The organism is Psychrobacter sp. SC65A.3 (genome assembly GCF_025642195.1).
Classification (GTDB): Bacteria; Pseudomonadota; Gammaproteobacteria; order Pseudomonadales; family Moraxellaceae; genus Psychrobacter; species Psychrobacter cryohalolentis.
Map to the genome: position 1 here is coordinate 1,189,430 of NZ_CP106752.1, position 12,545 is coordinate 1,201,974.

Consider the following 12,545-nt stretch of genomic DNA (forward strand, 5'->3'; position numbering starts at 1 on the left):
TAAAATAAATGGTAATACATCTTACCTTATATAAAATTGGCTTATTGAGTGAAGAGATTGACTCTAGTCTAAGTAGATTACAAGGGAGTAAATAGTAATGACAATGAGGACAGTCAAGAAAAAGGATAGTATTGAGACCTCTCAACATTTAGCGCCCTTATCAGATATGCGACCTGCCACCTTGGATAAGATTGAACAAGCGGTTCGTAAAGTGTTCGCAGGCTTCGACCCTAGTGAAGTAACGATGGCGCAAATTGCAAAGTCTGCCAACGTTTCATTGCAAACGCTTTATAAATACTTTGGTGATAAGCAAACCCTGTTTAATACCATTATGGATATCGTACTTGGTAGGTTGGCGACGCGGATCATGGACCATTTACAAGGGATTGATAGCGTGAAAGATCGATTGCGCAAGACACTCTGGGTATGTTTTGATTTTGTCGACAGCCATCCAGATGCAGTGATGGTGCTGTCCTCGATATCGGTATCCCGCATTCGTAGTATTGCTATCTATGAGAATAAAGAGCTGATTGGTGCATTTTTGGATGTATTAGAAGATGGGCAAAAACGAGGGGTATTAAACGACAGCGTGCCGCTATATATCCTATTTGATGTTTTTATGGGTTTTATCAGCCGTCTAGGTTTTATGCATATTATGCGGCAGACAAATACGCCGATAAACGCAGAATTTGACGCGCTATTTGTGATTTTATGGCGAGCGATATCTAAGCCTGAAACAGAGAAAGTGTAATGGCTTATCGCCTAGACCATACTAGAACCTGACTTTCTAACAGTGTTTCTAATCTTAACTTTTATCGTTAGACAGTCATTTTAACTAATGAAAACAGTAAAAAGGGGCATTACTGTCTGGTTTACTGTTATTAATCTCAGTTTGCTATAGACCTGCTCGGACTACTACAGACACAAAAAAGCCCTTATGCTATTAAACATAAGGGCTAATCAGTCATTCTCGAACTTACTTGTACTGCTAATTGGTACCGGTGGTCGGACTCGAACCGACACGCTTTTAAAGGCAACGGATTTTGAATCCGTCATGTCTACCAATTCCATCACACCGGCGTGTTAGGTAATAAAGTTTATATACTGCAAACATTATCAAATTAGGCTACAGGGTTATCTCTGTATAGGCTGCGTATTATAGCAGCCTATTTTTGAGCGTCAAGAATTATTTATTGTATTTTGAATAAAAGATTAGATTTTAACCCACAAAGGCGCGTTCAACCGCATAATCTGCCTGCACACCCATACGCGGTGATACTGTTAGACCAAAATCATTCAAAATAGCTGAGACTTCAGCATTAAATGGCATACTACCGCAAATTAGGACACGATCATCTTCCTTGTTCATCGGAGGCAGTCCGATATCTTCAAAAAATTTGCCAGATTTCATTAAGTCGGTAATACGACCAGTGTTTCTAAATTCTTCGCGAGTGACCGTTGGGTAGTAGATGAATTTCTTACGGAAATCTTCACCAAAAATTTCATCATTCGGCAGCTCGTTTTCGAACATGTCACGATAAGCCAAGTCACTAATACCGCGCACACCATGCACTAATATGACCTTTTCGAAACGCTCGTAGACTTCAGGGTCACGTGCTAATGCTAAAAATGGTGCAACACCTGTACCAGTTGAGAGCATATAAAGGTTTTTACCCGGTAATAGATCATCTAATACCAAAGTGCCCGTTGGTTTTTTACTGACCAATAGCTCATCACCAACTTTGATATGTTGCAGACGCGACGTTAAAGGACCGTCTTGCACTTTAATGGAGAAAAACTCCAAATGCTCTTCATAGTTAGGACTGGCAATCGAGTAAGCGCGCAGCAACGGCTTGCCATCAACGACCAAACCAATCATCGCAAACTCGCCATTGCGAAAGCGCAAGCCGTCGTCGCGTGTGGTTTTGATGCTAAATAGTGCATCATTCCAATGATGAACCTCTGTAACCGTTTCGGTGCGAAGTTTTGACATAAATTCCTCGTTAGTAAGTGGTAATCTGTATCAATCTAAATAAATGCTGAATACCCATTTTTCATGATAAAGTCAAAATGGTGCAAAATTTTAATAGAAGATGAATGCTATCAATGCTAATTAAGCCATCACTCTGTTATTTTAACATTATTATTCGGCGTTATAAGGTGATGCGGCGCGCATGACCGCGATTTTTAAGCCATTAATGATGAATGCAAGCCATTCTCAATAAATTTCTCGCTCATCATAACAAACTTTAAAATAAAAATCCGTCAAGCGGCTTTGGTATAGCATGATAAAATGGAATATCGTTAGTGAGTTATTATCTATAATTAGTCACAGATGGCTTGTATAGCGCTTATGTGGAACTATAAAACCTTGTTTTTTGGATTTGATTTATGTCTTGTCAGACTGCTTCTTCATTGAGTAATCATATAGCACCAATTATCGGCTACCACCGTGCGCCGCTTTCACAGAAGTTTGGCGCGCCAAGACAGCCAAATCTGGTTGCATTGACCAGCGTGATTGAGATGATTGCGCCTTATGATACGCCAGCGGCATTTATCGGGCTGGAGGATTTTAGCCATATATGGGTAAGTTGGCAGTTTCATCACAACTATTTGTATAAAGATAAACAGGCTAATAAAGCGGATAGCAGCTTTCGTGTGCAAGTGCGACCGCCGCGTTTGGGCGGCAATCAAAAGATAGGTGTGTTTGCCAGTCGCAGTATGTATCGACCCTCAGCGCTTGGATTGTCTGTGGTTAAGCTTGAAGCTATTGAGATTGTAGAAGGACGGGTGCTACTTATCATTAGCGGTGCTGATATGATAGATGGTACACCAATTATCGATATCAAGCCTTATGTGGCTTATAGTGATGCGTTACCTGATGCACAAAGCGGTTTTGCGCCCTCTGCGCCGCATTTGTTGGAGGTGACTGTCACTAAAGTTGCCTATGAGCAGTTTGTGCAAATTATAGACAATCAACATATTCACAATGAAGCAGAAAAAATAGCTCACAATGAAAAAGCAACGGTAAAATCGGTCATTCATAAAATGCAAAAACAATTGCTTATGCCTGATCTTGATAATATTAAAGCGTTGATAGCACAAGACCCACGCCCTGCTTATCGCCAGAAAGAGGTTAATACTTCATTTATCATGCGCTATAAATCTGTTGATGTGAGTTTTCAATTGATAGGTTCAGGTGAATTACAGATAACGGATATCGACACAATATAGTCTAATAGGTAAGATGAATATCGACATTGCGCAAATGCTTTAAACCATAAAAGAAGAAAAAATATGCCTGCTCAACAGTATTCGATAGTAATTGATTTGCGTTGGTGCCTTGATGAGTTGCTGGCAGATCGAGTGATAGACCAACGGGGTTATAATCTCGTCATTACCAGCCGTCGCACTAAGGGTCAGCATCCGCTATTGACTATAAGTGAGTTTGGTCTGCCTAATAGTCATGCACTTGATAATAATACTGAAAATAAATTAACTTTGGCATGGCTCAATCAATGGTTGGCTGCCAAAGCAGATATGCCGCTTGTCCGTATTGACCCGTTAAAAGTCGATGTGCCAGCAGTGACGCAGCTGATGTCGTTTGAGTATGCACGGTCGCAGCATATTTTACCGATTGAAGTAACGCTTGATGAGGTGGTTATAGGTACCGATCAGCCATTTTATACCGATTGGCATGGCAATATTGAAAAGCTCATTAAGTCAAAAAGCTATCGCACAGTCTTTATTAATCCTGAACAAATCAATCGCTATCGGCAAGAGTTTTATCAAGTCACGCAAGCGATTGCAGGGGCGAACTCACTACATAAACGTGCCGCATCTGATATCACCAATGTTGAAGCACTATTACAGCTAGGGGACAATACCAACCCCGATGCCAATGACCAACATATTGTCAAAGTGGTCGATTGGCTATTGCAATATGCCTTTGAGCAGCGTGCCAGTGATATTCATTTAGAGCCACGTCGTGAGACGGGCAAGGTGCGTTTTCGCATCGATGGGGTGCTGCATAGTGTTTATGAGATGCCACTCGCTATTATAGTGGCGGTAACTGCACGTATTAAAATCTTGGGACGGCTCAATGTAGCAGAAAAACGCAAGCCGCAAGATGGACGGTTGAAAACGCGCACACCGAAAGGCTTAGAGACGGAGCTGCGTTTATCCACGATGCCGACTGCCTTTGGTGAAAAACTGGTTATGCGAGTATTTGACCCTGAAGTTCTGGTACGCTCCTTTGCTCAGCTTGGTTTGTCAGGTAAGCAGCTGGAGACTTGGCACGAGCTGACAGCGCATCCAAATGGCATTATATTGGTTACCGGTCCGACGGGTTCGGGTAAAACGACCACTTTATATAGTACGCTCAAGCAGCTCGCCACTGAGCAAGTCAATGTCTGTACTATTGAAGATCCGATTGAAATGATTGAACCTGCCTTTAATCAAATGCAGGTCAATCCAGGGGTTGATTTACATTTCGCTGATGGTATTCGCTCTTTGATGCGCCAAGACCCTGATATTATTATGGTTGGTGAGATTCGTGATGCTGAAACGGCTAATATGGCAGTACAAGCGTCTTTGACAGGACATTTGGTGCTCTCAACCTTGCATACCAATGATGCGCCAAGTTCAATTACTCGACTGCACGATTTGGGTATTCAGCCTTTTTTGACCTCAGCGACTATCTTGGGCATCATGGCACAGCGTCTATTACGGACATTATGTCCACATTGTAAGCAAGCCGTGGATGTTACGGCAGATAGCGAGATTGCCATTCAATGGCAAGAACTGGTACAGCCATGGCGCGCCCCAGTGCCAGCACAAGTTTATAAAGCGCAGGGTTGTGAACACTGTCGCCATACCGGTTATCAAGGTCGTATTGGTCTTTATGAGATTATGCCATTATCGAATGAGCTAAAAAAACTGGTCGCTACTGATGCCAATCTGGATGTATTAAAGCAGCAAGCATACCGTGAAGGCGTACAGCCATTACGCCTATCGGGTGCGAAGCGTATTAGTGAAGGGGTAACAACCATGGAAGAGGTCATGCGCGTGGTACCTTTGTATTAGTAGTTTCGGTATATTGAAAGGTGCCATTACACTAAAAATAGGTTTGTTAAGCAGTGCTTGAAAAGTGCATGCTTCAAAACAATAAATACCATACAAATTGAAATTTTTATCCTAATAATTTTTAAAAATGACTATAACGAGATTGTTTATGTTTACTGATAGCCACTGCCATCTTAACCGTTTAGATTTGACCAAATACGATGGTCAATTGTCTGGCGCAATTGCCGCGATGAAAGAAGCCAATGTCACTCGCGCGATGGCAATTATGTGTGATTTTGCTGAATATGATGAGATTGCCAATATCGTCAAGATTTATGGCGATGAAACGCTCAATCTTGGCATGAGCGTTGGTATACATCCTTGTGAAGATATCAGCGTTTTACAATCTGCAACCGTTGAACGTTTGATAGAAACGGCTAGCGCTGACCATGTGTGGGCAATAGGGGAGACGGGACTTGATTATTACTGGTCGACAGAAAATAAAAAAGCGCAACAAGCCAGCCTTGCTCGTCATATTCATGCTAGCCAAAGCCTAAAAAAACCGCTTGTCATCCATATGCGTGATGCTAAAGAAGATACGATTGATATTCTAAAAGCAGAAGGTGCTGAGCATGGCATTATTCATTGTTTCACCGAAGATTGGGAAACCGCAAAAGATGCCTTAGACTTAGGGTTTTACATCTCATTTTCAGGCATTGTCAGCTTTAAAAGCGCCCAAAATATCAAAGATGCGGCAAAAAATATGCCAAGAGACAGGATATTGATCGAAACAGATAGCCCTTATCTAGCGCCTGTCCCCAAACGTGGTCGCCCGAATGAACCAGCTTACGTGCCTTATGTCGCCAGTTGTATTGCAGAGATGTATGGCTGCAGTAGCGAAGAGGTCGGTACACTGACTGCAAAAAACTTTGAGAATTTACTAGCACAGTATCATTAAAATGGTTATGCTATGACCACTCAGTCATTTCTTGCAAGTGGCAGCTGTTTTATGCATGCCGCCTTGCAGCGTTAAATATAAGCACATGATTATAAATGATTATTTAGTAAACATACGCATATTTCTTTATTGTGTTCGTCGCGCAGTCTTTGTAGTATTTGATACTCCGAATGCCGATATGCCAATACGAACTGTGGTCATATGCATGATATTGTCAAGTTTTAGGAGAAGTTATGAGTCGTCAGCATCAATTCAAGGTACGAGAAGAGAATATCTTAGCAATGGCAGAGCAATTGCTACTTGAGTCAGGCGATGGCGACATCACTTTAGACAGCTTGGCAGACCAGCTTGATTTGGCTAAAGGTACATTGTATAAGCATTTCTCTAGTAAAGATGAGCTCTATCTGCGTATTATCATTCGTTATGAAGAGCAGCTGTTTGAGATTAATCGTATTGACGATTGCCCATCAGCAGGCGTCGCTCGTATGATTTTCCAGCAATTATTTAATCCACAAAAAGCCATGCTACTCAATCAAATCGAAGAGCGTTTGGCGGCATCAGTGACAGGTCTTAACCGCTTATTTGGTGAGCTGTATGATATTCGCCGTCAGCGCATGAAGCGCTTGATTGATATCATCAGTGCTTATCTAAAGGATGAGCACAGTAGCTTAAGCACGCGTGATTATCTATCGTCTATCTGGGCAATGGGTCAGGGCGGTGCAGGGCTGTTGAACTCAAGTTTTTATCAGCGTTATTTGGGACGCCGCGACACTCTGCGTTATGCCTTTGTCCAACAAATGCTAGAGCTGCCAAGCCATTACCCGGCGGCTGAGGATGAAGTGATGGATGAGGACATGCAGGAATTGGTCGAACAGATTGATACTGAGTCAGAGGAACATCGCAACACCAATTATTAGGTTTTTACTGTAACGTGAAAACCATGAGTCGTTATTTTATAAAAATCTGTGTTGTTATATGCTATATAGCAGCACATTAACCTTTACTTGATATGATCAATCCTCTCTCCCGTTTTATATCTCACCCAATATAACGTCATTTTTAAAAGAATGACGCCATCCTAGATGACCTCTGTATGTCAAAACTCTCATCATCAATGACACATCATCACACCCAAGCTGGCTTTACACTGGTTGAAATTGTTGTCGTCGTCGTTATTTTGTCTATATTCGCTGGCATGATGAGTTTGTCAGTAGGTAGTAGTGAATCGCGTAAAAATCGTGCTTTTTATGAGCATCTGACGGATTCATTAAGCTATGTTAGGCTGTTATCGGCTGAACGTATGCAGCCGATGGGTTTGAGTCTGCAAGCCAATAAGCAAGGTCAAATTACCCCTGTGATTGTCACTCTATCTAATCCTTATGTGGCTTATCAAACTGATACCTCGGCGTCTTCTAGTGGAGACAGTACGCCTAAGAATTCAATGGAGCTATCTGCCGATTTATCCAATATGTCTAGTGGGATTAAAGACAAGCTACCAACACCAAGCTGGGAGCTTGAGTCCGAAGTCACTTTGCCTGAGCTGCCTGCTGGGGTGAGCTTAGCCATACAAGGCCTAGATGCTGGTAATATGTCAAATAGAGGACAAATCCAAGCACTGCAACCTTGGTTTACAGATCAAACAGTGCCGCAAGTATTATGGTTTGGCACAGGGCAAGCAGCACCGGTGACCATTGAAGTGCGCCATAATTCGCGTCTGGTAGGTGAGGTCATTACGATTATGCCAGATGGCAGTATGTCGATAGGTCAAGGGCAATAACCGATGATAAATAATGACAGGGCCAAACCTAACCATGTAAACCGAAAGCCAAACCTACCAAAGCCTGAGAGCGGATTTACCTTGATTGAGGTGATGGTTGCCTTAGCGATCTTGGCGGTCGTTGCTGTTGCTGCGAGTCGTGCCAGTAGTGCTTATTTGAGCTCGGTCGATGTGTTGCGCACGCGCACGCTTGCGCATTTCGTTGCTCAAAACGCTGCTGCTGACTTACGTATTCAAGACACCTGGCTAACTGCTAATAGTGCCCAGACAATCAATGCCCAAGGTCGCGACTGGCAAATTACGATGACTGTGAGTCAGGATATAACGCCAGCATTAAAAAAAGTGAATATCGCCGTTGCGCCTATCATAGATGGTCAGACGCGTACCGCAGTCAATGATATCAATGTGATACTGAGCAACTCAAAGCAAGATATAGGTAGTTTGGACTTGACTGGCTCAAACCCAAATGGAGGTAGTCTGTGAAATCGCAGCATGGATTTACCTTACTTGAGCTTATGGTTGCTATGGCAATATTTGCGATGCTAGCAGTGGCAGGCTGGCAGGTGTTTGATAGCGTCAACCGTGCTCGAGAACGTGCCCAGTTCCATGCAGATAATTTAGCCGTTTTGCAATATACTTATCTGCAGCTACAGCAAGATATGGGGCAAATCGTTCCTTATCAAGCAGTAGGTACTCAAATTGCCAGTGCTTCAAATGTTGATAATGCAAATAATAGCAATCAAGAAAATGCACTACAGCCTGCGCCTGAACCTTTTATGAGCTTGGATAGTGCGCGTATCAGCTTTGTCCGTTTTGCTGATCCTGATCCTCGATATCAAAGCAGTCCTAGTATGCAGCATGTCGAATATATTTTTGCTGATGAGCGTTTGATTCGCCGTCAATATGCCAGTATAGGCGGAGGTAGTGATAGCATCAGTTTGGATAGTATCTTGCTTGAAGGCGTGACAGCAGGGCAATGGCAAGCGTATCTGCCAGAAATGAGTACAAAGTTTCCCAATGAAGACAGTAATAGTAACAATGCCAGCTTGAACAGCCAATTTGGACAAGGGGCGGCGTTAACCACTGCTCAGCCTGAGAGTGTGCTACTACCGAAAGGAGTTGCTATCACTTTCACTTATCAAGATCTGCCGATCACTTGGCAGTGGGCACTTGCTCCTCATCCAATACCAAATAATAGTGCCAATAAAAATAATACTCCTGATAATTCTAACGGCAACGGCAACGGCAACGGCAACGGCAACGGCAACGGCAATAGTAATGGCGCAAGTAACAATGATGCAGCCAATGGCAATGTAGATAATAATTCAGGGAATGGAATTTAATATATGCCAAGCATGCCAGTTATGCCCATGAAAGCCGACTCTCAGCGTGGTGTCGCGCTACTTACCATTTTATTACTAGTGGTTAGTATTACGGTGGTTGCAGGGGCGATGCTTGCCAGCCAAAAAATTGCGATTAGACGCAGCGGTTTGTTGTTTGATCAAAATCAGCTCTTACAAGATATCGATGCCGGTCAGCAACTAGCGGTTACGATGATTCGTGCCGATGCTAATCTAAATGACACTGATAGTACGCAAGATATCTGGGCAAAGCCTGTACCCCCTTATACCTTGGGCACACATAGTATTGGCATTGAAATACGTGATGAAGCCAGTCGCTTTAATATCAATAATTTATATCAAAATGGCGCAGTTGATAGTAATGCTTTGGCAGTGTTTCAACGGCTATTAACCCAATTGAATTTGGCGCCAGATATTGCTATTGCTGTTCTTGATTATCAAGATACAGACAGTGAGGTTTATCAAGATGGTGGTGATGAAAGTACGGTTTATAACCAGCAGTCTAATAGCTCAGCGGATAACGATTTACCCAATCAACGATTGGTCAATATCGATCAGCTGCAAAATGTGAAAGGCATCGATGCGGAAGTATTGGCAGTGCTACGACCTTACATCACAGTGGTGCCACATTATTTACCTATTAATATGAATACAGCCAGTCCGGTGATACTTGCTGCTCTGATCGACGGCGCGACTAGCCAGCAAATGCAAACCATCGTTGATCTACGGGAAAAGCAAGTATTCGAGTCTATTGATGAGATATGGCAGCTGCCAATATTAAGCAGTTTGGATAATAAGCAACGAAAAGCACTAGCGCCACTCCTAGCGGTTGATAGCCAAGCTTTTACGGCACTTATCACTGCTACGGATAATGCAACTGTTGGTCAGGTGAGACAACGCTATGCAACCATCATGATTAGCAAGACTGCTACTGATGTTACGGAAAATAGCAATAACAGCGATGATACCAATATCAATAATAAAAACTCTGATAACAAAAAGCCCAAAGAGGTTCGCGTGGTGACGCAACGACTTTGGGCATTTCGACCGAATTTTTGATGATTATCATTAAACGATAACCATCAAAGGATAATCAAATATATGTCTTATTAATCACTTAAATGAGTTTCTTCAGTAGATTTCCAATTATAAGCGCCATAAAACAACATCTGTGCTTGGCGCGTACAATTATGTAGCATCAGCTGCTTTCGTTGTTCAATTTCAGCCAAGTCGACTTCATCATCATGATCTTCAGTATAAGTCAGCTCTAGCCAATCAATAATCCAAGAAAAAAACATATTGACCCCAGCCTCAGCCAGCAGTCTACGATCATAAGTATTAATGTGTGTAAAAGCAGGCTGTAACGCCAAATCGTCTGCTAAGCTTCCCCCATGCTGTTTGATAAGCTCATTGATGGCTTTACGGACGGCGTCCGAGCCACCATAGCGCTCACTAACCAAAAACTGCCAATAGTAGGGTTGCTCACTGACCATATGCAAGAATAGCTGGATACTTTTGGCGATTTGACGCTCAAAGCTGCGTTTACGTCCAATATGCAAACTCTCACTCAAAGTGGCTAATGTACCACCTAGCTCTTCAATCACCAAAGCGCGACCGAGCGATTCCATATCATCAAAATGGCGATAAAATGCGGTCGGCACGACACCAACCTCGCGCGTGACTTGTCTGAGGCTAATAGAGCTAAAAGATTGTCCTGTCATACATAAATCAAGCACTGCATTAAAAAAGGCGTGCCGAGTTTGAAGTTTTTTTTGTTCGCGACTGCTCATAATATTTCAAAATTAACTGATAGATGTCTATCATACTCATTTCATTGCAAAAATACGAATGAAATACGCTTAAATGTAGCTTTTAAACAACAGTCCCCCAATGTCCCTGTAGCTCTTGAGCCAATCGATAAGCTTCATGGTCATTCATACCGGTTATAAAATCTAAGACATTGAGCATATTTTGATAAATATTATCTGTTAAAACACGGTGATGCTCATCAAGATGTGGCTTTAGCAACATGAGCAAACGCTGTTGTTCAAAGGACATCGGTGTGCTTGTCTGATTTGTCCAAGCTAACGGCATAAAAGCATCTAACAGGCGATGCAGACATTGATTGGCCATTAGCTCCATGCGCACTTTACTTGGGTGGTTAAAGATTTTTTCACGTGCTAACTCTTTGGCTTGGGTAATACCGTGCTGAACGGTCGCATCACAATAGGTAAATAGACTGCCTTGCAGTGTACCCGCTAGCATCGCATCACTATTATCAACAAACGCATCGGTGACAGTATTGACCAATCGCATCATTGCCCGTGCACGTAGTGATGCCAGATGCTGCCTGACGGACATATATGTAGGCAGGCTGATAGTGTTAGGACGCTCGCCAATCAGCTCATAGAAGATAGCAGCCACCTCTTTGTAGGTAAGCATATTTAGATTGATACCATCTTCTAAGTCTATCAGCGCATAACAAATATCGTCAGCAGCTTCCAACAAATAGGCGAAGGGATGGCGAGCATAACCGTCATGCTGCTCTGAGCGAGGTAGACTCAAGCAGGCTGCTAACTCTTCTAACTGTGCGGCTTCACTATAAAAGCAGCCAAATTTCTGTGCCTTAGCTGATATCCTGCTGTGCGGAGTACTTTGATGACTGCTTTGAGTGTCATTATTACTATGCGTCGCAAGCCAAGGATATTTCATAAACGCGCCTAGCGTGGCACAAGTCAAGCGCATACCACCTGCATCAGGGTGATGCTCATTACGGATGAGTATGCGAAATCCTTGCGCATTACCCTCATAAGCCAACAAGTCTAATTGCTCATTATTATTCAGATTTTGCAAAATAGCCTGACGGTCAGGATGCATAAACCAATCGCGAATGGCGTATTCTCCTGCATGCCCAAAGGGTGGATTGCCGATATCATGGGCGAGGCACGCCGCTTGTACAATCACACCCACATCAGCTGGCGTGACACCATCAGGTAAACCACTTTCTAGTTTGTCATGTAGCTTCTCGGCTGCCATGATCCCTAAAGAGCGCCCAATGCAAGAAACCTCTAGCGAATGTGTAAGTCGGGTATGAATGCCCAATTGATTGGTCAATGGATGGACTTGGGTCTTTTGATTGAGTTGACGAAAGGAATGAGAAAACACCAATCGGTCATAATCTTTGTGAAAAGAAGAGCGCGCAGTATCTTGAGCAGGGGCTTTTTTATGACTGCCTAAACGCTGGGCACTAAATAGTTTTGCCCAGTGGCTACGGCTATTAAGTGATTTATTGATAGGAGCGATCATAGTGCATAATCCTTTATTCTTATTATTTAGATGTTATCGCTCCCAGTATAATAAAAAAAGCCAGCATCAAGGCTGGCTT

12 protein-coding genes and 1 tRNA gene are annotated in these 12,545 nt (G+C 42.9%); 9 read left to right on the plus strand and 4 right to left on the minus strand.

Features of this window, described 5'->3' with window-relative positions:
- The first annotated feature begins 97 nt into the window (after positions 1-97).
- Entirely contained in the window at positions 98-751 is a 654-nt protein-coding gene (locus OEG80_RS05155; protein ID WP_263242145.1) for a TetR/AcrR family transcriptional regulator, read from the plus strand.
- Positions 752-993: 242 nt separating this feature from the next.
- Here OEG80_RS05155 and OEG80_RS05160 read toward each other — a convergent pair.
- A tRNA-Leu gene (locus tag OEG80_RS05160) sits at positions 994-1,080 on the minus strand.
- Positions 1,081-1,219: 139 nt separating this feature from the next.
- Positions 1,220-1,993: a ferredoxin--NADP reductase gene (locus OEG80_RS05165; protein ID WP_011513866.1), complete on the minus strand. Its 774-nt coding sequence runs from the start codon at positions 1,991-1,993 to the stop codon at positions 1,220-1,222.
- Positions 1,994-2,391: 398 nt separating this feature from the next.
- Here OEG80_RS05165 and tsaA point away from each other — a divergent pair, with 398 nt between their 5' ends.
- From tsaA to gspK, 8 genes are all read left to right on the plus strand, one after another.
- The gene (gene tsaA / locus OEG80_RS05170; protein WP_263242147.1) at positions 2,392-3,234 is read left to right on the plus strand and encodes a tRNA (N6-threonylcarbamoyladenosine(37)-N6)-methyltransferase TrmO; all 843 of its coding nucleotides are present in this window, start codon (positions 2,392-2,394) and stop codon (positions 3,232-3,234) included.
- A gap of 63 nt (positions 3,235-3,297) precedes the next feature.
- The gene (locus tag OEG80_RS05175) at positions 3,298-5,085 is read left to right on the plus strand and encodes a GspE/PulE family protein (RefSeq protein ID WP_263242149.1); all 1,788 of its coding nucleotides are present in this window, start codon (positions 3,298-3,300) and stop codon (positions 5,083-5,085) included.
- A 148-nt stretch (positions 5,086-5,233) separates the two neighbouring features.
- Positions 5,234-6,022 carry a TatD family hydrolase gene (locus OEG80_RS05180; RefSeq protein ID WP_263242151.1) on the plus strand — a complete coding sequence of 263 codons (789 nt, stop codon included), beginning with the start codon at positions 5,234-5,236 and terminating at the stop codon, positions 6,020-6,022.
- A gap of 233 nt (positions 6,023-6,255) precedes the next feature.
- Entirely contained in the window at positions 6,256-6,939 is a 684-nt protein-coding gene (locus OEG80_RS05185; protein WP_011513862.1) for a TetR/AcrR family transcriptional regulator, read from the plus strand.
- 176 nt (positions 6,940-7,115) lie between these two features.
- The gene (locus OEG80_RS05190; protein WP_263242152.1) at positions 7,116-7,799 is read left to right on the plus strand and encodes a prepilin-type N-terminal cleavage/methylation domain-containing protein; all 684 of its coding nucleotides are present in this window, start codon (positions 7,116-7,118) and stop codon (positions 7,797-7,799) included.
- 3 nt (positions 7,800-7,802) lie between these two features.
- Complete coding sequence (gspI, locus tag OEG80_RS05195; protein WP_133104546.1) at positions 7,803-8,282, plus strand: type II secretion system minor pseudopilin GspI; 480 nt, start codon at positions 7,803-7,805, stop codon at positions 8,280-8,282.
- Entirely contained in the window at positions 8,279-9,142 is an 864-nt protein-coding gene (gene gspJ, locus OEG80_RS05200) for a type II secretion system minor pseudopilin GspJ (protein WP_263242155.1), read from the plus strand. The genes gspI and gspJ overlap by 4 nt, the downstream gene beginning before the upstream one ends.
- A gap of 3 nt (positions 9,143-9,145) precedes the next feature.
- A complete protein-coding gene (gene gspK, locus OEG80_RS05205) occupies positions 9,146-10,219 on the plus strand; it encodes a type II secretion system minor pseudopilin GspK (RefSeq protein ID WP_263242157.1) in 1,074 nt (357 codons plus the stop codon).
- A 50-nt stretch (positions 10,220-10,269) separates the two neighbouring features.
- Here gspK and OEG80_RS05210 read toward each other — a convergent pair whose 3' ends face one another.
- Together OEG80_RS05210 and OEG80_RS05215 are read right to left on the minus strand one after the other, a co-directional pair.
- Positions 10,270-10,950 (minus strand): TetR family transcriptional regulator, encoded by a 681-nt coding sequence (locus OEG80_RS05210; protein ID WP_011513857.1) that lies wholly within the window; start codon positions 10,948-10,950, stop codon positions 10,270-10,272.
- Between the two features lie 82 nt (positions 10,951-11,032).
- The gene (locus OEG80_RS05215) at positions 11,033-12,466 is read right to left on the minus strand and encodes a deoxyguanosinetriphosphate triphosphohydrolase (protein WP_263242159.1); all 1,434 of its coding nucleotides are present in this window, start codon (positions 12,464-12,466) and stop codon (positions 11,033-11,035) included.
- Positions 12,467-12,545: the final 79 nt, after the last annotated feature.